The sequence below is a fragment of the Stenotrophomonas sp. CASM114 genome (genome assembly GCF_049384325.1).
GTDB classification, from domain to species: Bacteria; Pseudomonadota; Gammaproteobacteria; order Xanthomonadales; family Xanthomonadaceae; genus Stenotrophomonas; species Stenotrophomonas muris.
The window spans coordinates 35,315-55,628 of the sequence record NZ_JBMRGJ010000013.1; the positions used below are offsets into that span (position 1 = coordinate 35,315).

General features: G+C 69.1%; 15 protein-coding genes. 8 read left to right on the plus strand and 7 right to left on the minus strand.

Annotated elements, in window-relative coordinates; all coding sequences use genetic code 11:
* Positions 1-42 precede the first annotated feature (42 nt).
* A complete protein-coding gene (locus tag VG566_RS13500; protein WP_032962385.1) occupies positions 43-822 on the plus strand; it encodes a M48 family metallopeptidase in 780 nt (259 codons plus the stop codon).
* A gap of 325 nt (positions 823-1,147) precedes the next feature.
* On the opposite strand, the gene VG566_RS13505 is transcribed toward VG566_RS13500, so the two are convergent.
* Entirely contained in the window at positions 1,148-2,014 is an 867-nt protein-coding gene (locus tag VG566_RS13505; RefSeq protein ID WP_014035467.1) for a methylglyoxal synthase, read from the minus strand.
* A gap of 166 nt (positions 2,015-2,180) precedes the next feature.
* Here VG566_RS13505 and VG566_RS13510 point away from each other — a divergent pair, with 166 nt between their 5' ends.
* Positions 2,181-4,589 carry an ATP-binding protein gene (locus VG566_RS13510; protein WP_241884653.1) on the plus strand — a complete coding sequence of 803 codons (2,409 nt, stop codon included), beginning with the start codon at positions 2,181-2,183 and terminating at the stop codon, positions 4,587-4,589.
* On the opposite strand, the gene VG566_RS13515 is transcribed toward VG566_RS13510, so the two are convergent.
* The 3 genes from VG566_RS13515 to VG566_RS13525 form a co-directional block, all read right to left on the minus strand.
* Positions 4,575-6,020, minus strand: coding sequence for an FAD-dependent oxidoreductase (locus tag VG566_RS13515; protein ID WP_032962391.1), 1,446 nt, complete (start codon positions 6,018-6,020; stop codon positions 4,575-4,577). The two genes, VG566_RS13510 and VG566_RS13515, sit on opposite strands and share 15 nt — an antisense overlap.
* A 61-nt stretch (positions 6,021-6,081) precedes the next feature.
* The gene (gene gltB / locus VG566_RS13520; protein ID WP_241884652.1) at positions 6,082-10,536 is read right to left on the minus strand and encodes a glutamate synthase large subunit; all 4,455 of its coding nucleotides are present in this window, start codon (positions 10,534-10,536) and stop codon (positions 6,082-6,084) included.
* Between the two features lie 174 nt (positions 10,537-10,710).
* Positions 10,711-11,100, minus strand: a complete 390-nt coding sequence (locus VG566_RS13525; protein WP_014035471.1) for an I78 family peptidase inhibitor — start codon at positions 11,098-11,100, stop codon at positions 10,711-10,713.
* 111 nt (positions 11,101-11,211) lie between these two features.
* On the opposite strand from VG566_RS13525, the gene VG566_RS13530 reads away from it, so the two are divergent.
* Complete coding sequence (locus VG566_RS13530) at positions 11,212-12,267, plus strand: DNA topoisomerase IB (protein WP_111206357.1); 1,056 nt, start codon at positions 11,212-11,214, stop codon at positions 12,265-12,267.
* Here VG566_RS13530 and VG566_RS13535 read toward each other — a convergent pair.
* On the minus strand, positions 12,245-12,553 hold the full coding sequence (locus tag VG566_RS13535; protein WP_014645461.1) for a hypothetical protein: 309 nt from the start codon (positions 12,551-12,553) through the stop codon (positions 12,245-12,247). The two genes, VG566_RS13530 and VG566_RS13535, sit on opposite strands and share 23 nt — an antisense overlap.
* 218 nt (positions 12,554-12,771) lie before the next feature.
* On the opposite strand from VG566_RS13535, the gene VG566_RS13540 reads away from it, so the two are divergent.
* The 3 genes from VG566_RS13540 to VG566_RS13550 all read left to right on the plus strand — a co-directional run bounded on the left by VG566_RS13540 (position 12,772) and on the right by VG566_RS13550 (position 16,226).
* A complete protein-coding gene (locus VG566_RS13540) occupies positions 12,772-13,878 on the plus strand; it encodes an SDR family oxidoreductase (RefSeq protein ID WP_241884651.1) in 1,107 nt (368 codons plus the stop codon).
* A 116-nt stretch (positions 13,879-13,994) separates the two neighbouring features.
* A complete protein-coding gene (locus VG566_RS13545; protein WP_164110653.1) occupies positions 13,995-15,410 on the plus strand; it encodes an XVIPCD domain-containing protein in 1,416 nt (471 codons plus the stop codon).
* 3 nt (positions 15,411-15,413) lie between these two features.
* A complete protein-coding gene (locus VG566_RS13550) occupies positions 15,414-16,226 on the plus strand; it encodes a hypothetical protein (RefSeq protein ID WP_241884650.1) in 813 nt (270 codons plus the stop codon).
* On the opposite strand, the gene VG566_RS13555 is transcribed toward VG566_RS13550, so the two are convergent.
* Positions 16,161-17,282, minus strand: coding sequence for a serine hydrolase domain-containing protein (locus VG566_RS13555; protein WP_241884658.1), 1,122 nt, complete (start codon positions 17,280-17,282; stop codon positions 16,161-16,163). The two genes, VG566_RS13550 and VG566_RS13555, sit on opposite strands and share 66 nt — an antisense overlap.
* 191 nt (positions 17,283-17,473) lie before the next feature.
* On the opposite strand from VG566_RS13555, the gene VG566_RS13560 reads away from it, so the two are divergent.
* On the plus strand, positions 17,474-17,860 hold the full coding sequence (locus VG566_RS13560) for a BlaI/MecI/CopY family transcriptional regulator (RefSeq protein WP_014645465.1): 387 nt from the start codon (positions 17,474-17,476) through the stop codon (positions 17,858-17,860).
* Between the two features lie 3 nt (positions 17,861-17,863).
* Positions 17,864-19,864, plus strand: coding sequence for a M56 family metallopeptidase (locus tag VG566_RS13565; protein ID WP_241884649.1), 2,001 nt, complete (start codon positions 17,864-17,866; stop codon positions 19,862-19,864).
* 66 nt (positions 19,865-19,930) lie between these two features.
* Here the strand turns inward: VG566_RS13565 and VG566_RS13570 are convergent, their stop codons facing one another.
* A complete protein-coding gene (locus tag VG566_RS13570) occupies positions 19,931-20,257 on the minus strand; it encodes an I78 family peptidase inhibitor (protein WP_197561635.1) in 327 nt (108 codons plus the stop codon).
* Positions 20,258-20,314: the final 57 nt, after the last annotated feature.

Here is a 20,314-nt window from a genome sequence, read left to right on the forward strand (position 1 = left end):
CGCCGGTCATCCGGCGGCCCGAAGCAGCGCTATGCTGGGCGCATGAGCCGTCTGCTGCGCCGCCTGATCAGCCCGACCCCGCCCGCTACCGTGCAGCGCGACACCGTTCGCCTGCGCCTGGAGGATGCCGAGATCGAGGTGCTGCGCGTGCGCGATCCGCGCGCGCGCCGGATCAAGCTGAGCGTGGACGAGCGCGGCGCACGGTTGACGCTGCCGCCGCGGGCCAGCCTGGTGATGGGCGAGCGATTCCTGGAACAGCACCGCGACTGGTTGGCGCTGCAGCTGCGCCAGTACCAGAGCCAGGGCCTGCCCGCCCCGTTGCAGCCGGGCGAGGACGGCGTGCTGCCACTGCGCGGCGACCTGTTGCCGCTGCGCTGGCAGGAAGGCCGCTATGCGCGGCTGGAGATCGACGAACACGGCGCCTGCGTGCAGTGGCCGACCCGTGCCGGCGATGCCACCCTGCGCCGCCTGCTGCGCGAGTTCTACGAAGCACAGACCCGCGCCGATGTCGGCCGCTGGCTGCCGAAGTACCTGCCCACCCTGCCACGTGCACCCAGCCGCCTGCGGCTGAAGGTGATGTCTTCGCAGTGGGGCTCGCTGGCGCCGGACGGCAGCATGGCACTGGACCTGGCACTGGTGCTGGGGCGCCCTGAAGCATTCGAGTATGTGCTGGTGCACGAACTCTGCCACCTGATCCAGCCGAATCATTCGCCCGCGTTCTGGCACGAAGTGGAACAACGTTTCCCCGCGTGGCGCGAGCAGCGCGACTACTTCCAGCTGGAAGGGCGACGCTTGAAAGCTATGCTCCGCCAGCTGTTGTAGAGCCGAGCCGATGCTCGGCTGACGCGCGTGGCGCGGATATCCAGCCCTCGCGATCGACAGCAGCCGAGCATGGCTCGGCTCTACAAAAGCGCGCGCAGCGCGCGACCCGCTCCTGCTCTTCCTTCTTTCTTCCGTGATGGGCACACAGGAAACTGTCCGTGGCCGGGCGGGGTGGGTTGCGCAGGGGCGTGAGCCGCATGGATGCGGCGACCGAGCTTACAAGGACATACTTGCAGCGACCCCTGCGCAATCCACCCCGCCCGGCAGAGCACGGCTTCTGATTTGAACGACCCACCACGAGGGGCTCAGCCGTTGGCCGAAACCCTCACCCCGCCCGCAACGCCGCCGCTGCCGCCCAGCGTGCCGCCACCCGCGGCGCCGTGATGCACACCGCCTGGTCGGTCACCGTCGTCACCGCGCGCTCCAGCAGCTGGATATCGGCCTCGTGCTGGCGTGCCACATGCGGGTCCTCGAAGAAGATCGCGCGCTGGCAGCGCCCCTCCAGCACCCGGTCGGCAATCTGTGCATCGCCGCCCATCGGGCCACTCTGGTAACGCGTCACCCACGGCGTATCGCTGGGCCAACCCCGGCTCCAGGCCAGCTCGTTCAAGCGCTGCCCGGTGGTGCCCGTCGCAACGCGTTGGCCAAACCGGGCCAGCACATCGAAGTGCTCGTCAGCGAAGGCCAGCATCGCCGGCTTCATCGCATCATGCGCGATCAGCGCCAGCGTCTGCCCCTGGAAGGCATGCAGGTCGTCGGCACCGGTGTCGGCAGCCAGCCCGGCGTGGATGCGCTCCACCTCGATCCAGTCGCGTGCAGTGGCCACGGTTGAAATGAACGGCTTGCCGTGGATCACGCACTGCCGCTTGAGCGCGGTTGCTTCCGGAAACACCGAGGACGGATCGACCGGGTCGATCAGGTAGATCGCACCGTCCAGTGTCCGCTCCGGCCCCATGCCGACCACTTCGGCCACCAGCTTCATCAGGCCTCCCTCGCGCCCGTAGGGATACCGGTGCAGGCCGCCGTAGCCGGCCAGGAATCCCTGCCGTTCGATCGCATCGTGGGTGCGCCCGACCGCATGCAGTGACACCCCCAGTTCGCGCAGGCCTGCCTCGCTGGCACGCAGCCAGCGGAACAGCGCCGCGCGCGCATCGTGGTGATGGAGACGGTTGGCGGCCAGGCCGATACGCATCGAGCGCTCCGTAGGACGGGTAGAAGCGGCAGTGTATGTCGGCATTCGCCGATGCGGATGCTTTTCCAATTTTTCTCATTGTGGCGGAAGCCTGCCTCGCTAGCGTGGCTGGCAGCGGTACCGCTGCGCGGCCGTGGTTCCTGCCCGCGAAATGAGGACGTCTACCGTGAATGTCGCCGGCCGCCGCGCCGTCGCCGCCGTCATGGCATCGCTGTTGCTGCCCGGCATCGCCGCTGCATCCGGTTGTACGGGCCCCCTGCAGGTGGCATGGCGCTCCGACCGGCCGCCCCTGTCATACAGCCAGCAGGGCGAGGTTGCGGGACTGGCCGCGGATTACCTGCCGCTGCTGGGCATGCAGGCGGCGCAGCATGCGAAGCCGTTGCCTGCGACGGTACTTACCGAGGGAGCACTGCCGGCCGGCACCCAGGTGCTGCTGGGCTGGCCGCGCGCACAGCTGCCGACAGGCTGGGTGGCCAGCAGGGCCTACCTGGAGGTGCCGCAGGTGATCGTGCGGCGCGAGGGCGCCGCTGCGGTGCTGGGGCTGGAGGGCCTGCGTGGCCGCAGCGTGGCCAGCCCGGACCGGCTGCCGCTGGAGCCATTGCTGGCCGAGCAGGCCCCGGGGGCGCAGCTGCTGGCCCCTGCGCCGCTGGACCACGCGCTGTCACTGCTGCGCGCCGGGCTGGTCGACGCCGTGGTCGCCAATCTCGCTGAACTGGAGGCCGCGCTCCGCGCGGAGCCAGGCGATGCTGTGGTGATCGCGGCACCCGCGGGCTTCGGCGATGCACTGGTACTCGCGGCCGTGCCGGCCTGTGCCGAGGTGGTCGCTGCTTTCGACCAGCGGCTCCTGCAGGAGAGCGATGCACATCGCGCGTCGAGCCGCAGCGCCTGGCTGCCGGACCGGCCACGCGCGCGGCTCACCGGTTCGGCGCTGCGCTGGCTGGTGCCGGCGTCGCTGATCCTGCTCGCGCTCGTGCTGCTGCATGCCTTCGGCTACTGGCGCGTGCATCGCGAGAGCGTGCGTCGCCGCGTGCTGGAGCAGCGGTTGCACGACGTCACCGCGAACCTGCCGGCGGTGGTCTACCAGGCCCGCCGTTCGGCAACCGGCCACTACAGCCTGGCGCAGATCGCCGGTGACGTGCAGGCGTTGTTCGGCGTAAGCGTGGAGACTGCGCGGATCGACCATCTGCAACTGCTGGCCGCGGTGCATGCCGACGACCGCAGCCGGGTGATGGCGTGCATCGAAGCGGCCGCGCTGGTGCGCGGTCCCATCGACGTTACGTTCCGCACCCGGTCGGCGCAGGGCTGGCGCTGGGTCCGCTCACAGGGACGACCGCTGCAGTGCGATGACAGCAGCGTGGAGTGGAGCGGCTACTGGTTGGATGTCAGTGAAGCACAGGCGCGTGCAGTAGCGCTGGCCGAGGCGCGCCGCGCGGCCGAGCAGGCGGCGCTGGCCAAGAGCCATTTCCTGGCGACCATGAGCCACCAGATCCGCACGCCGATGAGTACCCTGCTGGGCATGCTGGAGCGATTGGCTGCCAGTGACCTGGATGCGGGCCAGCGGCAGGTGCTGACCACCGTGGGTGATGCCGCGCAGATGCTGCGGCAGATCCTGGACGATGTGCTGCACAGCCAGCGCCTGCAGCCAGCGCCACTGCAGCTGCGGCCGACCGATCTTGCGGCGCTGGTGCGCGCGGTGCAGCAGCTGTTGATGCCCGTCGCGGCCAGCCGCGGCCTGCACCTGCACAGCGAGATCGACCCCATGCTGCAGCAGTGGTCGCTGGCCGATGGGCTGCGCCTGCGCCAGGTCCTGTTCAACCTGGCCGGTAATGCACTCAAGTTCACTCTGCAGGGAAGCGTGGTGCTGCAGGCCCATGTGCTGCAGCAGCGCGATGGCGGGCAGCGGTTGCGCCTGCAGGTGACCGATACGGGCGTGGGCATCAGCATGGAGCGGCAACAGGCGGTATTCGCTGCCTACGAGCAGGCCGAGACCTCGACCACGCGCCGCTTTGGTGGCAGTGGGCTGGGCCTGTCGATCTGCCGCGAGCTGGCGGCATCGATGGGGGGCCAGCTGCACCTGCGCAGCGCGCCGGGCAAGGGAACCACCGTATGGCTGGAACTGGTGCTGGCGGCCTGTGCGGCACCGACGGTGGTACCGGTGCTCACGACGGCCGTGCAACGGCCGCTGCCGCCGGCGCGGGCACTGGTTGTTGAAGACCATCCGACCAACCTGCAGTTGCTGGTACAGCGCCTGCGCGAGCTGGGGCTGCAGGTACACGCCTGCGACGACGGCCAGCAGGCATGGGAGGCCTGGCAGGCGCAGCCCTTTGATCTGGTCATCACCGACTGCCATATGCCGCACATGGACGGCTTCGCGCTGGCACGGGCGATCCGTGGCGATACCTGCACCATCCGTGCGCAGGTGCCGATCGTCGCGCTGACTGCCAGTGTGCTGGAACGCACACGCGAGGCCTGCCGTGATGCGGGCATCGACCATTTCCTGGCCAAGCCGGTGGCGCCGTGCGAACTGCGCGCGCTGCTGGAGGAGCTGCTGTTGCCGGACTCAGTGCGCCAGTAGGCGGACGATGCTGGCAGCGGCGTCGCGGCCTTCGGCCACGGCGGTCACCACCAGGTCTGCACCGCGTACCGCGTCGCCACCGGCGAACAGGCGTGGATGCGCGGTCTGGAACGGCAGGCGGTCCTTGCCCCCGGCGACGATGCGGCCGTTGGGCTGGCCTTCCACCCCCAGGTCCGCCAGCCACGCCGGCACGCTCGGCGAGAAGCCGAAGGCGATGATCACCACGTCCGCTTCCAGCAGGGATTCACTGCCTTCGATCGGCACGGCGTTCTGGCGGCCATTGGCATCGGGTTCGCCCAGCCGGGTTTCGACCACGGTCACGCCGATCACTTCATCGTCGGCGCCGGCTTCGATCGACAGCGGTTGGCGGTTGAACAGGAAGCGCACGCCCTCTTCGCGCGCATTGGCCACTTCGCGAGCGCTGCCGGGCATGTTGGCTTCGTCGCGCCGGTAGGCGCAGGTGACCTTGGCCGCGCCGAGGCGCACCGCGCTGCGCACGCAGTCCATGCCGGTATCGCCACCACCGAGCACCACCACCCGCTTGCCGTTGAGGTCGGGCAGGGCGATGGTGTCTTCCCAGCCGGCAATCGGCCGGCCCTTCGGGTCATCGCCGCCGACGATGCGGCTGTTCTGCACCAGGAACGGCAGCGCCGGCAGCACGCCCTTCAGGTCCTGGCCGTCGAGGCCACCATCGGTGTAGCGGTAGGCGCCGGTACCGATGAACACCGCATCGTGGGTGTCCAGCAGCTGCTGCACGCTGAGGTCGCGGCCGATCTCCACGCCGAGGCGGAACTGCACGCCCATGCCCTCCAGCACGTCGCGGCGCCGGTGGATCACGTCCTTGTCCAGCTTGAAGCTGGGAATGCCGAACTGCAGCAGGCCGCCGATCTGCTCGTAGCGGTCATAGACCACCGCGGCAATGCCGGCGCGGGCCAGGCGGTCGGCGCAGGCCAGGCCCGCGGGACCGGCCCCGATCACCGCCACGCTGCGGCCGGTCGGCTGCACCGCGCCCAGGTCAGGGCGCCAGCCGCTGGCCAGCGCGGTATCGACGATGTACTTCTCCACCGCACCGATGGTGACCGCACCGAACTCTTCCAGCGTGCAGCTGCCCTCGCACAGGCGATCCTGCGGGCAGACCCGGCCGCACACCTCCGGCAGCGGGTTGGTGCTGTGGCACAGCGTGGCGGCTTCGTGGATGCGGTTCTCCTGCACCAGCTGCAGCCACTGCGGAATGGCGTTGTGCACCGGGCACTTCCAGCTGCAGTACGGGTTGCCGCAGTCCAGGCAGCGGCCCGCCTGGTACTGGGCGTCCTCCTTGCCGAATTTTCCGTACAGCTCGCCCCAGTCGCCGGACGTGCGCAGTTCCACCGGGATGCGCTGCGGCATGGTGCGGGGCAGGTCGAGGAACTGGAAGGCGTGCTTGCGGCTCATGGCGGGCTCTGGAATGCGGGGGGGAACGTTGCCGGCCAGCGGCCGGCACTACCGGAAAACATCACGCGGCGCGTCGCAGGGTTTCGGTCAGCGACTCGATGCTGGCGGCCTTGGGTTTGACCAGCCAGAACTTGCCGATGTAATCGCGGAACTCGTCCAGGATCTGCTGTGCCCAGATGCTGCCGGTCAGCTCGCGATGGCGGCCGATCAGGCGGTGCAGGTGCTGGCGGTAGTTCTCGAAGCCTTCGGCGGACACGCGATGGATGTCGATCAGCTCGTGGTTGTAGCGGTCGACGAAATCACGGTCCACGTCCAGTACGTAGGCCAGGCCGCCGGTGAAGCCGGCGCCGAAGTTCAGCCCGACCTTGCCCAGCACCAGCACCACGCCATCGGTCATGTACTCGCAGCAGTGGTCACCGGCACCTTCGACCACGGCCAGTGCGCCGGAATTGCGCACCGCGAAGCGCTCGCCGGCGCGGCCGGCAGCGAACAGCTCACCGCCGGTGGCACCGTACAGGCAGGTGTTGCCGATGATGGCGGTGCTGCGTGCCTCGAAGCGCGCGCCACGCGGCGGCCGCACCACCAGCCGGCCGCCAGCCATGCCCTTGCCGACGTAATCGTTGGCTTCGCCTTCCACCTCCAGGTGCAGGCCACCGACATTGAAGGCGCCGAAGCTCTGCCCGGCGCTGCCACGGAAGCGCAGTTCCAGCGGTGCCTCGGCCATGCCCTGGTTGCCGTGCGCGCGCGCCACGGCACCCGCCAGGCGGGTACCGATGCTGCGGTCGGTGTTGTGGATCAGGAAGCGATGCTCGCCGCCGCGCTTGTGCTGGATCGACGGCGCCAGCAGGCCATCCATCTGCGTGGCCAGGCTGTCCGGCGATTCGTACAGGCGCTGCGCGGCGCAGTGGCTGCCCTCGTAGCGGCTGTCGGCCAGCAGGCGCGACAGGTCCACGCGCACGCCGTCGCGCGGCGCAGATTCGATCTGGCGCAGCAGGTCGGTACGGCCGACGATCTCTTCCAGCGAACGCGCGCCCAGGTAGGACAGCCAGCCGCGCACTTCTTCGGCCAGCAGCCGGAAGAAGTTCTCCACGCGCTCGGGCTGCCCGGTGAAGTGGTTCTCGCGCAGGCGCTCGTCCTGGGTGGCCACGCCGGTGGCACAGTTGTTGAGGTGACAGATGCGCAGGTACTTGCAGCCCAGCACGATCATCGGCGCGGTGCCGAAGCCGAAGCTGTCGGCGCCCAGCAATGCGGCCTTGACCACGTCCAGCCCGGTCTTCAGGCCGCCATCGGTCTGCAGCAGGGTACGGCCGCGCAGGTCGTTGGCGAGCAGCGCCTGGTGCGCCTCGGCCACGCCCAGCTCCCACGGCACGCCGGCATAGCGGATCGAGCTGACCGGCGAGGCACCGGTGCCGCCATCATGGCCGGAGATGGTGATCAGGTCCGCACCGGCCTTGACCACGCCCGCCGCAATCGTTCCGACGCCGGCATGGCTGACCAGCTTCACCGACACCAGCGCGGTCGGGTTGACCTGCTTGAGGTCGTAGATCAGCTGCGCCAGGTCCTCGATCGAATAGATGTCGTGATGCGGCGGCGGCGAAATCAGACCGATGCCCGGGCGCGCATAGCGCAGCCGCGCGATCAGTTCGTTGACCTTGTGCCCGGGCAGCTGGCCACCCTCGCCGGGCTTGGCACCCTGCGCGACCTTGATCTGCAGCACCTCGGCATTGACCAGGTACTCGGCGGTCACGCCGAAGCGCCCGGAGGCCACCTGCTTGATCTTGCTGCGCCTGGCGGTGCCATAGCGTGCGGGGTCTTCACCGCCTTCGCCGGAATTGCTGCGGCCCCCCAGGCGATTCATCGCAATCGCCAGCGCTTCATGCGCTTCCGGTGACAGGGCGCCGAGGCTGATCGCCGCGGTATCGAAGCGCGGGAACAGTTCGCTGGCCGGGGCCACTTCATCGAGCGGTGCGGGCGTGGCGGCAGGGACCAGTTCCAGCAGGTCACGCAGTGCCGAGGGCGGGCGCGCATGCACCGCATCGCAGTACTGCTGCCAGGCACGCGGATCGCCGCTGCGCGCCGCGCGCTGCAGGGTGGTGACCACGTCCGGGTTGTACATGTGGTACTCGCCGCCGTGCACGTACTTCAGCAGGCCGCCGACATCCACGTCCTGCTGCGCGTCCCACGCCTGCGCGCACAGCTCGCGCGCGTCGGCATCCAGGCGCGCGAAACCCGCGCCACCGATGCGCGAGGCGGTATCCGGGAAGCACAGATCGACGACCTCCGGTTCCAGGCCGATGATCTCGAACAGCTGCGCGCCGCGGTAGCTGGCCACGGTACAGATGCCCATCTTCGAGATGATCTTCGACAGCCCCTTGTAGACGCCCTTGCGGTAGCGGCGGCCGATCTGCGACTGCTCACCGCCCTTGCTGAGCTTGAGGATGCCGCGGCGGCCCAGGTCGAACAGGGTCTGGTAGGCCAGGTACGGATACACCGCCGTGGCGCCGAAGCCGAGCAGGCAGGCCATGTGGTGCGGGTCGCGCGCGGTGCCGGTCTCGACGATGAGATTCACGTCGCAGCGCAGGCCCAGCCGCGAGAGGTGGTGGTGGATGGCGCTGGTGGCGAGCAGCGCATGCACCATCGGCCGCCCGGCCACCGGGTAGCGGTCGGACAGCAGCAGCATCACCATGCCGTCGCGCGCGGCCTGTTCGGCCTCGGCGCAGATGCGCTCGATGCCGGCACGCAGGCCCTCGTCTTCGCTGTAGGACAGGTCGAGCAGACGGTTGGCCTGCGCGTACTGGTCCATCTTCAGCAGCTGGCGCAGCTTGCGCTGGCTGAGCACCGGCGAATTGAGGATGACGTGGTTCACCGTCTCCGGACCGGCATGGAAGATGTTGGTCTCCTTGCCGAGCTGGGTGGACAGGGACATCGCGCAATCTTCGCGCAGCGGATCGATCGGCGGGTTGGTGACCTGCGCGAAGGCCTGGCGGAAATAGTCGTACAGCGGGCGGCTGCGCTGGCTCAGCACCGCCATCGGCGTGTCGTCGCCCATCGAGCCGGTGGCTTCCTGCTCGGTCTCGGCCAGCGGCCGCAGCACCTGCTCCACTTCCTCGCTGCTGAGCTGGTACAGCTTGTGGTAGCTGCGCAGGGTGGCTTCGTCGAACGGCTCTTCCACCAGCGACGGGTCGATCAGTTCGGTCTGCAGGTAGGTCACGCCCTGCTGCAGCCACTGCTTGTAGGGCGCGCGGCCGCGGTTGATGCGGTCGACCGCATCGGAGTCGAGCAGGTCGCCGCGCTTGAGGTCGATCGCGATCATTTCGCCGGGGCCGAGCTTGCCCTTGCGCACCACCCGCTCGGTGGGCACTTCCCACACGCCCGCTTCAGAGGCAACCAGGAAGTGGCGGTCGGCGGTCAGCATCCAGCGTGCCGGGCGCAGGCCGTTGCGGTCGAGGGTGCAGACGGCGTAGCGGCTGTCGCAGGCAACGATGCCGGCCGGGCCATCCCACGGCTCGCTGTTCAGGCCGTGGAACTCGTAGAACGCGGCCAGGTCCGGGTCCTTGAACTCCAGCGACTGGGTGGCCGGCGGCACCAGGATGCGCAGCGCCTGGATCAGCTCCATGCCACCGGCGACCATCAGTTCCAGCATGTTGTCCAGGCTCTGCGAGTCCGAGCCGTGCATGGAGATCACCGGGTCGAATTCGGCGATGTCGAAGCGCGGCGTCTTCCACACCTTGCTGCGCGCCTGGGCCCAGCGGCGGTTGCCTTCGATGGTGTTGATCTCGCCATTGTGGGCGAGCATCCGGAACGGGTGGGCAAGCGGCCAGCGCGGCAGCGTGTTGGTCGAGAAGCGCTGGTGGAACACGATCGCGCTGGAGGCCAGTTCGCGCCGCTGCAGGTCGGGATAGAAGCGGCTGAGCTTGTCCGGCAGCACCATGCCCTTGTAGCTGATCGCATCGGGGGTGAGGGTGGTGACGTAGAAATCAGCGTGATCGCGCAGCTGCTGTTCGCTGCGGCGACGGGCCAGGAACAGCGCCAGCGCGAAGCCGGCATCGTCCTGGCCGACACCGGCATCGACGAACACCTGTTCGATGCGCGGCAGGGTATCGCGCGCCAGCTGGCCGCAGACGCTGTCATCGGTGGGTACCTCGCGCCAGCCGGCGACCTTGCAGCCGACCGCTTCCACCTGCGCCTGCAGCTGGGTACGGCAGGCGTCGGCGGCCTCGCTGTCGTGCGGCAGGAACACCAGGCCGGCAGCGAAGCGCGCGGCGGTGGTGATGCCGGCTTCGCTGGCCAGCAGTTTCAGGAATGCATCGGGGCGGCGCAGCAGCAGGCCACAGCCATCGCCGGTCAGGCCATCGGCGGCGACGCCGCCACGGTGGGTCATGCGCGAAAGCGCGGCGATGGCGGTATCAACCAACAGGCGCGAAGGTTGATCGTCGAGCTGGGCGACCATGCCAAATCCACAGGCATCGCGCTCGGAGCGCGGGTCGTAAAGCCCTTGGCGGTTGCGGGGGGCCATCTCTACCTCGATGCGTATAGGGTTGGCGGCGACACTCGTCCCCGCTCATTCCCTGGAGCGCATCGTGAGGCCACCGGATGCCTCGACTAGATCACAGGTTGCTGCAGCGCCGCAATACACGGTTGCAGGTGCAACAGAACGCGCCGGCAACCCCGTGCCGGCGCGGGGTCGGCCTCAGCCGCAGCGCACGCCGCTGACCAGGCCCTTGTCGTCCACTTCGATGTTCAGGCGGTCGCCGAGGAATTCCATCGTGGCCACGTCGTTGGGCTTCATGACGCGCAGCTGGTGGGCACCGGCATCTTCCTGCGCCTGCTTGCCCAGCGCGTCGGCGTAGGCCTGGCCGACCAGGCTCTGCACCTGGCTGGCATCGCAGGTGCCGACCGGCGGTGCCTCGGTGGCCTTGCCGGCTTCGTCGGCCGGTGCCTTGGCGGCTTCGGCAGCCTGCTGGGCATGGGCCGTGGCCGAATCCTGTTCATCCAGCGCCGGTGCCTGGCAGGCGGTCAGGGCCAGCACGGCCGGCAGCAGCAGGGCGGAGAGCGAACGGGCGCGAATCGGGAACGACATCATGACTCCGGAAGGGATTGTGAAAGCCCGAGCATAGCGGCGAACCGATCCTCACGTGTTTGTCTTGTGTTATCGACAGGATCGCGGCAGCGCGGCAGCGACACTGCGCGCATGCCGACCCCCTCTACCCCCGAACGACAGGCCGCGCGCGCTGCGGGCCTGCGCTATGTCGATGACACCCAGCCGGGCATCAGCCGGCGCCGCGCCGGCAAGGGCTTCAGCTACCGGGATGCCGATGGCCATGCGGTGCGCGATGCCGCCACCCTGCAGCGCATCCGCGCGCTGGCGATTCCACCGGCCTATACCGCCGTATGGATCTGCGCCCACGCCAATGGCCATCTGCAGGCCACCGGCCGCGATGCCCGCGGGCGCAAGCAGTACCGCTACCACGCTGATTGGGCCGCAGTGCGCGACGCCGGCAAGTTCGACCGGGTGATCGCCTTTGGTGAAGCACTACCCGCGCTGCGGCGCCGGCTCAGCCGCGATCTCAAGCACAGCGGCTTCCCCCGCGAGAAGGTGCTGGCGGTCGTGGTCGCGCTGCTGGCCGACACCCTGGTGCGGGTAGGCAATGAGTCCTATGCCAAGGAAAACAGATCCTTTGGCCTGACCACGCTGCGCAACCGGCACCTCGACCTGCTGCGCGGCGGGCGCGTACGGATGCGCTTCCGCGGCAAATCCGGGCAGCTGCACGAAGTGACGGTAGGTGACCGCCGGCTGGGCACGCTGGTGCGCGGCGTGCAGCAGTTGCCGGGCCAGGCGTTGTTCCAGTATCGCGACGACGACGGTGCCATCCAGCCGGTCGACTCCGGTGCGGTCAACGATTACCTGCGCGAGGTGATGGGCGAGGAATTCACCGCCAAGGATTTCCGCACCTGGGGCGGCACCCTGGCCGCGGTGCAAGCGTTCGCGGCCACCGAGTTGCCCGAACCGGCCAGCCAGCGTGCGCTGGCCAAGGTACAGCGTGAGGTGGTGTGCAAGGTGGCGACCCAGTTGGGCAATACGCCTGCGGTGTGCCGCAAGGCCTACATCGACCCCTGCGTGTTCGCCGGCTGGGAGCGCGGTGAACTGGCGGAACTGGCCGGCCTGCGTGGGCCGCGCCAGTGGGAGCAGGCCACCCTGCGCGTGCTGCGCAGGGCGCGCCGGCTCAGCCGCAATAGATCGCGGTGATGTTGTTGGTGCGGCCCTTCTCGATGGTCAGGCGGTCACCGCCTTCGTGTGCCGGCGGCACGCGCGGGCCGTCATGGCGCAGCACCTGCACGTGCAGGCTGTCGCTGTCCACGCGCGCGCGCTCGACGGTTGCGGCGGAGGCGGCCAGGCCGAGCGCACCACGCACCCTGTCGCTGTGGCACTGGCCGGAAATCACGCCGTCGATCGGCTGCACCTGGGCCACCGGCGTGCTGCTGCAGGCGGCGAGGGCGAGACAGACGGCGGCGGTGGCGATGGCATGCTTCATGGAAGGATTCCTTGGTGTGGTTGCGTGCAGCGTGCGACGGCGCACGTGGTGGCGGAATGAACACCGTGCACATCGTGGATACGGTGCGCTCACCCCCGCCAACAGCCTGTGTGGAGACACTGCAGTCGCGGCGGATGCCGCCCCCGGTACTGCGGCGCATGCGCCCGGTAATGCCGGCCGCTGGCCGGCGATCCCATTCCCCCCCCGAGGAGACCTGCATGGCCACCACCCGAAAGACCCCCGCCCGCCGCAAAGCCTCACCCAAGGTGCGCAAGGGCAGCACCGCGACCCAGACCGCTGCCGACCCCGCTCGCCCGCGGGTGGTGAAGACCGCAACCCGCAAGGCGGCGGCTGGTGATCCCCGCGCCGCCCGCGTTGCCGCCCGGCAGCGGCGCCTGCAGGACCAGGAAAAGGCCAAGGACGCCCGCGCGGCCAAGAAGGCCACGAAAAAGACCGCGACCCAGGCCGGCGCACGCCGCCAGCCGGAGGACATGCCGGCCCAGCAGCTGGCAAAGCCGGGGCACGAGCACGAACTGGAGCTGGCACCGCGCTTCCTCGCGCCGGACTACACCGGCAGCGGCAAGCTGCAGGGCATGCGCGCGATCGTCACTGGCGGTGATTCCGGCATCGGCCGTGCTGTGGCCGTGCTGTTCGCACGCGAAGGCGCCGATGTGGCGGTCCTGCACCTGGACGAGGCCGAAGATGCCGACATCACCCGCCAGCACGTGGAGCGCGAAGGTGGCCGCTGTGTGGTGATCGCCGGTGACGTGCGCGACCCGCGCTTCTGCAACAAGGCGGTCAAGCAGGTGGCCAAGGCCTTCGGTGGCATCGACATCCTGGTCAACAACGCCGCGTTCCAGCTGCACTGCGAGCGGCTGGAGGATCTGGAAGACGCGCACCTGCAGGAGACGCTGCAGACCAACATCGGCGGCTACATCCAGATGGCGCGTGCGGTACTGCCGCATCTGGGCGAGGGCGCCAGCATCATCAACACCGGCTCGGAAACCGGACTCTTCGGCAGCAAGGCGCTGATCGACTACTCGGCCACCAAGGGCGCGATCCATGCGTTCACCAAGGCCCTGGCCAGCCAGCTGCTGCCGCGCGGCATCCGGGTCAACTGCGTGGCGCCGGGGCCGGTATGGACGCCGCTGAACCCGGCCGACAAGCAGGCCGGGGATGTCGCCGAGTTCGGAAAGGACAGCGACATGGGCCGGCCTGCACAGCCTGAAGAGCTGTCACCGGCGTATGTGTTCCTGGCCTCGCCGGTCTGTGCAAGCTACATCAGCGGGGCGATCCTGCCGGTGATGGGTGGGCCGCGCGGCTGAGTCGTGTCGGTTCCCGCCTGGATCCGGCGGCAGCGAAGGTGTGCGGCCTGTCAAAGGCCCCACACCGTGCGATTGGGGTAGGCTGATCCTGTACCGACCATGTTCAAGGACCGACCATGCCCGAAATGGATATCAATGCCGCAGCCAACGAGGTCGTCGCCCTGCTGCGGCGAAACGATGCGCGTGCTGCCGCCACCCGCCTCCAGGCCCTGCACGACGGCCAGAGCGCAGTGGTGCAGGAATCGCTGGATCGCTATATCTCGGCGCGTGCGGCCGCCGAGCTTGAGGGCTTGCGCCGGAACGGGGGCGTGGCCGCAGCGGATGCAGCTACGGTGAATCCGATGCTGGATCGCTTGGGCGAGGCGACGCGCCCGCCGCGGATGCCCGATGCTGCCGAGACAGCGGGATTGAGCCAGGCCCAGCAGTACGACGTTTATGGCAGCATCGTGGCCCAGCGCGGCAACATCGCAGCGAACGATGCAATGGCAACCCAGGACCGCGTGGTGCTGGGGTTGCGCGATGAGAACCGCACGACCGAGGCGCGCGGACGTGGGGTCTACGATGACCGCATCGTGGTGCTGTGGAAGGATGCGCAGGGCCGCGGCCACGTGCGCGAGTTCAACCAGGCCACGACCGAGCCGACCGCCCAGTACGACGGCCATGCCAAGACCGCGCCGCGCAGCCCGGGCTTTGGCAATGTGGCGCCGCGTACCAAGACCGAGGGCGAGGACGTCAACGGCGACCGGGTCAAGGATCTGGGGCGCCTGGGCGAGGGCACCATCGAGATGCGCGCGACCACCCATCCGCGCAATGGCCATCCCGATGAGTTCGCGCTGCGTCCTTCGCAGGACGCGATCACTGCGGGCGCCGGACGGGTGGAGCGCGACAGCAATGGCGATGGCTGGTTCGATGCGCGTGATACCCAGGGCGTGCAGGACCTCAACGACACCTTCAAGATCCATCGTGGCAGCCATTCCAACACCGATTCGGCCGGTTGCCAGACCATCGGTGGCGGCGAGTATGACGACTTCGTGTCGACGGTGCGCGGCACGCCTGGGCAGAACCGCTGGCAGTACGTGCTGACCTCGGTTGCACCCGGCCAGACGCGCGAATTGGGGCAGGACGTGCCGCTCGCGGCCAACGATGACCCCCGTCAGCCGCAGCATCGCGATCATGCCCTGCAGCAGCAGATCAGTACGCGCCTGCAGGCCCTGGGCGGACGCTACGCCGAGCATGCCGAGGACTACAGCCTGGTGATGCTGCGCGAAGCGAAGGCCGCGGGCATCACCCGGGTCGACCAGATCGTGGCCAGCAATCCCAGCGCCGGCCGTGCGGCTGGCGAGACACTGTTCCTGGTGCAGGGCAGCCCGGGCGATCCTGCGGCGCTGCGCGCAGGGGTCAATGCGGCCGAGGTGCGCGAGACCGCGGTGGAAACCGGCCTGCGCCAGCTGCAGCAGCAATCGCGCGAACAGGCTGCACCTGCGCCCGCGCCGGCACAGCAGCAGGACGCGCCGGCGATGGGAGGGCGTTGATCGATGATCCGATCGCAGTTGACGCCGAGCGTTCCATTGATGCTGCTGCTGGCCTGCAGTGCCTGCGCGCCCGCTGGAGAGCGCGTCGCGCCGGTGGCGCCCACTGCCAGCTCGGCCGCGAAACCGGAGGCCCTGCCTGCGCAGACCCTTCCCACGGATCGCGGACTGCCCGCATTGCCGAAGGCTTCCGGCAGCGGCCATCCCGGCGGCCGCTACGCTACGCTGCCCGAACCTGCCAGGCAGGTGCTGGCGCAGTTGAAGTGCAACGTGGAGAGCGCCAGCAAGGTGCAGGTGCTCTCCATTCCCGCGCAGGATGGCCAGCAGGATTTGATGGTTACTGATCGCAGCGGGCCGCGTTTCCGCTATTGGATGCGGTCGTTCTCCGGCAGTGGCGGTACCACCGGCTATCTGGTGCAGCTGCAGGGCTGCCCGGCAACCACCACGGGCATGCGCGCCTACATCGCACAGGGAGCCGCACCGCTGCAGGATGTCACCGCATCCATCCTGGCGCAGGCCGGATTGCCCGATGCGGCGACCATGACGGCCTACCAGGACAAGGGCGCGGGCGATCTGTTCGCCTTCATCGGCGTGCTGGACAAAGTGCCAGTACTGCGCTGGGTGGCCGAAGCCGACCCCGAACAGCCACTGGCCGCCGATGCACGCAGCTTCGACCATGGCAATGCCATCCACGGCGGTTTCCTGCACTGGAACCAGGATCACTTCGAAGTGGCCAGGGCCGTTCCCGCCGCGCTATGGCCCTGCGATGACAGCCCCTTGCGGCCGTGCAAGGCCGACCCGTTCGTGACGGGGCGTTGAGGCATCGCGCACATAGAAGTCGGCAATGCGCGGAATGAACTGCTGCGGATTGGCACCGACAAGATTGGTCAGCACCACGACCGCCACGCCGCGCTCGGGATAGACCACGAAGGCCGAGCGCGCACCGCCGATACCGGCCACCTGAAGGTCGGGCGATGCGCGCAGTACCGCCCAGCCACCCGCCCACGGGCCGGCGCGGCCATCAGCGAGGCGCTCTGCGCTCCACATCCGCCGCAGTGCCGTCTCCGGCAGCAAACGGCCTTCGGTCAGTGCGACGAGCCAGCGCGCGGTGTCGTCAGCGGTGGTGAGGATGCCGCCACCGGCCCAGAGCGAAGGCGGTATGTCGTAGAACCAGTGCGACAGGCGGGACGGTGCATCCACAGCATCGGTGGCACGCGGGGCCAGGCTGTACATCGTCGCCGCATCCGGAATCAGGTCGTAGCTGTCGCCGAAGGTGGTGCGGGCCATGCGCGCGCTGCTGAACTGGCGTGTGGCCAGGAAACGTTCGTAGGACATACCGGATTGCTGCGCGATGATCCGTGCCAGCAGGACATAGTTGGTCTGGTTGTAGGCGAAGCGCTGCCCGGGCGCCGCTTCCAGCGGCCGCGCTGTCACCGCCGTCCACGCCTGTGCTTCGGAGCCACCGCCCAGCAGTCCGTTCGCATCAAGGATGTCCGGAAGGCCTGAGGCATGCGCCAGCAACTGGTGTACGCGCACGTCTCTCCACGCTGGCGGAAGATCATCCAGGTAACGCGAGGCCGGCGCGTCCAGATCCAGTCGTCCCTCCTGCGCCAGCTGCGCAGCCGCCACGCCGGTGAATGCCTTGGTGGCCGAGTTGAGCGGGAAGCGGGTGTCGCGCGAGGCACGCACACCGTTCTCGACATTGGCCAGACCGTAGGCCTCGGACAGCACGATCTGCCCGTCCTTGACCACCGCGACCTGCAATCCGGGGATGCGCTGCTCCAGCATGATCTGGCGGATCAGGCGGCGGGTCTGGTCGTTGGCCTGGTCCTGGCTGGCAGCAACGGCGGCGAAGGGCAGTGCACTGATGAGCATGAGCAGGGCACGGAGCATTGGGCGGGACATGTGGAATTCCAGCGGGGCGTTGCGGATCGGATGCAGCGGGCGGGTCAAAGGTTTAGGCGCTCGGTGGTGCCTACCGTTCGTCGGCCCATGACTTCCGGGGGGTTGACTACAGTTGTCGTCACGCAGACAGTGGCGACACGTGTAGTCAAGGGAGTGGTGTCATGCGTGGCAAGACGATCGGGGACCAGGAGCTGGCCCTGCTGCAGTACATCGATGAACATGCGCCGGCCACGGTCGGCGAGGTCGCCAGTGGCTACGGGGAGGCCCGTGGGCTGGCCCGCTCCACCGTGCTGACGATGATGGAGCGACTGCGGGCGAAGGGGTATCTTCAGCGCCAGCAGCAGGACGGTGTCTACCGCTACCAGGCCACGCGTGGCCCGCAGAGCGTGCTGCAGGGCGCGGTGGCGCAGTTCGTCGACAACACCCTGCAGGGCTCGGTGTCGCCGTTCGTGGCCTACCTGTCGCAGCGCCAGCAGGTCAGCGACAACGAACTGGCCGAGCTGGAAGCGCTGGTCGCCCAACTCCAATCGCGTCGCCACGAGGGCTGAGCCATGGACACCACGATGCTGATCCCGATGCTGGAACGATTGGGCTGGACCAGCCTGCAGACCGTGCTGCTGGTGGCCCTGGTGTATGGCGTATGCCGCGCGCTGCCGTCGCTGTCGGCGGCGACCCGCTGCCGCCTGTGGTGGCTGGTCTCGCTGCAGGCTGTGCTCGGCCTGTTCTGGAGCCAGCCGTTGCAGCTGGCCTGGCTGCCGGCGCCGCAGGCGGTGGCGATGAGCGCGACCGATGTGGCCGCCGACATGGTCTACCCGCTGGCCCCGGAGGCCTCGGCACAGCTGTTGGCCGCAATGCCGATGCCCGCCGCGGATGTGCCGGCGGTGGCATGGTGGGCCGTCGCACTGGCCACGCTGTGGATGTCCGGCGTGCTGCTGATGGCCCTGCGTACCTTCGGTGAGTGGCGTCGCTGCCGCGCGCTGCTGGCAGCGGCCTATCCCTGCGAGGACGAGGCGCTGGTGCAGGCCCTGCAGCTGGCTTCCGATGCGCACGGCGTGCGTCCTGCGCCGCGGTTGTGGATGAGCACGCAGGTGGACGCACCGCAGCTGGTCGGGCCGTTCCGCCCGGTGCTGCTGCTGCCGGCGGGCGACAACGCCCTGCAGGGCGACGCGCTGGACCTGGCTCTGACCCACGAACTGCAGCACCTGCAGCGGCGTGACCTGCAATGGGGCCTGCTGCCTGCACTGGCCCAGCACCTGTTCTTCTTCCACCCGCTGCTGCGCCTGTCGGTGCGTGAATATGCACAGGCGCGCGAGGAAGCGGTGGATGCAGCGGTGGTTGGCCAGCACGGTGCCAGCCGCCAGGCCTATGGCCGTCTGCTGCTGCAGCTGGGCGTGGCACCGCAGCCGCATCTGGGCGTGGCCAGTGCCGCACCGGATACCACCAGCCTCAAGCGCCGCCTGCTCTCGCTGCAGTCGCGCCGGTCCTGCCCGCGCATCCTGGCGATGGCGTTGACTGCGGTGGTGCTGGTGGTGGGCGTGGCGCCGATGCGGCTGGTCGCAGCGCCGGTGCCGCCGGCACCGCCCGCGCCTCCTGCGGCGCCGAAGGTCGTGCCGCCGCAGCCGCCGAAGGCTCCGAAAGCGCCGCCCGCACCGCCTTCATCCGCGCGCGTGCCGGCCGTGCCGGTGGCGCCCGCGCCGCCCGCCGAGCCGGCTGATGTCGAGGCGTTGTCAGGTCCGGACGATGCGGATGTGGCGGTCGACGTGGATCCGGATGTCGATGTCGATACCGGCATGCACAGTGAACACACGACCTCCCGCACCACTTCCATCACCACCTACGGCCGCCTGGACCTGGGCAAATCGCCGCCGGAGGCCTTCGTGCTGGTAGATGGCGATTCGACCTTCGCCAACGGCGGCATGGACGACGTGACGGTGGCCCGCAGACAGCTCGGCAAGGGCCCGGCGCTGTGGTTCCGCAAGGGCGACAAGCGCTACGTGGTGCGAGACCCGATGATGATCCAGAGCCTGCAGCGTGCCTACAGCGGCGCGGCGGATCTGGGCCGCCAGCAGAGCGAGCTGGGCCGCCAACAGAGTGCGCTGGGTCGCCAGCAGGGCGAACTCGGCAGGCAGATGGGCGAGATGGGCCGCCTGCAGGGCGAGGAGGCGCGCCGCATGGCACTGGCCGCTGCCGAGGCTGCGCGCAGCGCGATGGCCGCGCATGACATCAACCGCGAAGCGGCGGCAGAAGCGGCAAAGGCGGCGCGGGGCGCGACCAACGATGCGGCCATTGCACGTGAGGCTGCACGTGAGGCTGCTGCAGAGACACGTCGTGCGATGCAGGAAGTGGACAACGAAACCGCGCGGGCCACCCACACCCGCGGCATGCAGCGACTGGCCAGCCAGCAGTCTGAACTGGCCAGCCGCCAGGCGGCGCTGGGCAGCCGGCAGGCTGCGTTGGGTGAGCGTCAGGCACGCGTGCATGAGCAGGCGTCGCGGCAGGCGCAGCAGGTGATCGCGCGCGCACTGGCCAGCGGCAAGGCCGAGCGACTCTGACTGGTAGTGCCGGCCGCTGGCCGGCAATGTGGGGTGCCGGCCAGTGGCCGGCACCCACTGGGTTGATCAACCGCAGCTGGCGCGCTCGATCCGGTTCTGCGCGTCCACCTGCACCGTCACGCGGTCCTGGCGGAAGTCCATGGTGACCGCCATGCCCGGCTTGACCACGCGCGCGTTGCGGGCGCCGCTGTCGGCGACCAGTTTCTTGATGGTGGCCTCGTCGGCGGTCTTGCCGGTGAAGGCTTCCAGCGCTTCCGGCCTGCATTCGTGGGCGGCATCGGCCACCGGTGCCGGTGCCGGTGCCGGTGCGGCATCGTGGGTGGTGCTGCTGCCGGCGTGGCTGCAGGCGGCCAGCGGCAGGATGGCGAGCAGGGCAAGCGGATTGAGGCGCATCGTCGGGCTCCAGGCGTGGATGGTGGCGGCAGTGTCACCGCTGCCACCGTCAGGGCA